Annotated in this window: 2 protein-coding genes; both read right to left on the bottom strand. The window is 46.8% G+C overall.

Features of this window, described 5'->3' with window-relative positions; genetic code table 11:
- The coding region (locus B7Y67_RS17705) for a cytochrome d ubiquinol oxidase subunit II (protein ID WP_293599756.1) at positions 1-309 on the bottom strand (309 nt) is incomplete at its 3' end.
- A gap of 2 nt (positions 310-311) precedes the next feature.
- Positions 312-1,536, bottom strand: a 1,225-nt coding sequence (locus tag B7Y67_RS17700) for a cytochrome ubiquinol oxidase subunit I (protein ID WP_293599755.1), incomplete at its 5' end; no start/stop codon positions are given.

Raw genomic sequence — 1,536 nt, 5'->3', positions numbered from 1 at the left:
CAAGATGAGGCCTAGCAACATCACAGCGACTGGCAAATAGAGCTCGGTCAAGATCAAGCCATGTGCCAATGGAAAGGCCACTAAGAGCAAGCCAACCCCCAACACAATCCAAGTCTCATTAGCATCCCAAAAGGGGCCAATGGATGCAATCATCATGTCCTTATCCTGATCAGATGCGCGATTCAATAACATCCCAATACCTAAGTCATAGCCATCGAGCACAACATACGACAACATCGCAATACCCATAGCCACAAAGAAAAACAGTGGCAACCATATCGATGCTTGGGTGAGATCCATGGAGTTCATCTTTAAGCGCTCAGTGGAGATTTAACGGAAGCTGCCTTAACAGGGTGGACATCAATAGCACCCTTCTCATCCGCTTGACGCGCCAAATAAAACACTGCCCATATATAAGCGACAAGCAATCCAATATAGACGGTGATATACATCAGCAAGGTCGATAGGACCATATTCGATGGCAATGTAGTTACCGCCTGGGCCGTAGTCAATACCCCAGTCACCAAATAAGGTTGACGACCGATTTCTGTCACATACCAACCTGACAAAACAGCTAGCCATCCAGAGAAGGTCATCAGAACTAGGGCTCTAGCGGTCCACTGCGGCAAAGCGCGAGTGCCCCGCAGTTGCCAACGCGCAAACCAAGAAACCAAGAGCATGAGCACTCCGACACCTACCATGATTCGAAACGCAAAAAATACTGGAGCCACTGGTGGAATCTTGTCTCCAAAAGCATCTAAGCCTTTTACTTCGCCATTCCAACTGTGCGTTAAATACAGTGAAGCCAATTTGGGGATGCTCACTTCATAATCATTAGAGCGGGTTACCTGGTTAGGAACAGCGAAGATGACTGCAGGCACTCCGGAACCACTTTCCCAGATGCCCTCCATCGCCGCTAGCTTTGCGGGCTGATGCTCTAGGGTATTGATGCCATGCATATCGCCCAACATAATTTGCACGGGGATTAAAACCATCGCCACTGTAAGTGCCAGCTTCATCACCATGCTATTGGCAATTGATCGACTATTACGTAAATAACGATAGGCAGAGATGCCAGCTATAAGGAATGAGACCGTTAAGAATGATGCGAGCATCATATGCCCTAATCGATAAGGCATAGATGGATTAAAAATGATGGCTATCCAATCTGCTGCATGGGCTTTGCCATCAATCATGGTGAAACCTTGCGGAGTTTGCATCCAAGAATTCAAGGCAATAATCCAAAAGGCAGACAAGCTAGTTCCAAAGGCAACTAGAAAAGTGGCTATGGTGTGCACTCTGGCGGAGACGCGCTTTGCACCAAAAAGCATGACTCCTAAAAAAGTGGCCTCTAGAAAAAAGGCAGTCAATACTTCATAAGCTAATAATGGGCCAGCAATATTGCCAACAGTTTCCATGTAGCCAGGCCAATTAGTCCCAAACTGAAAGCTCATAGTGATGCCGCTCACTACACCCAAGGCAAATGTCAAAGCAAAAATCTTGACCCAAAACTGATAAGCCTCTTGCCAGTATTCC

The sequence above is a fragment of the Polynucleobacter sp. 35-46-11 genome, from assembly GCF_002281105.1.
This window is presented reverse-complemented; position numbering and strand designations above follow the sequence as displayed.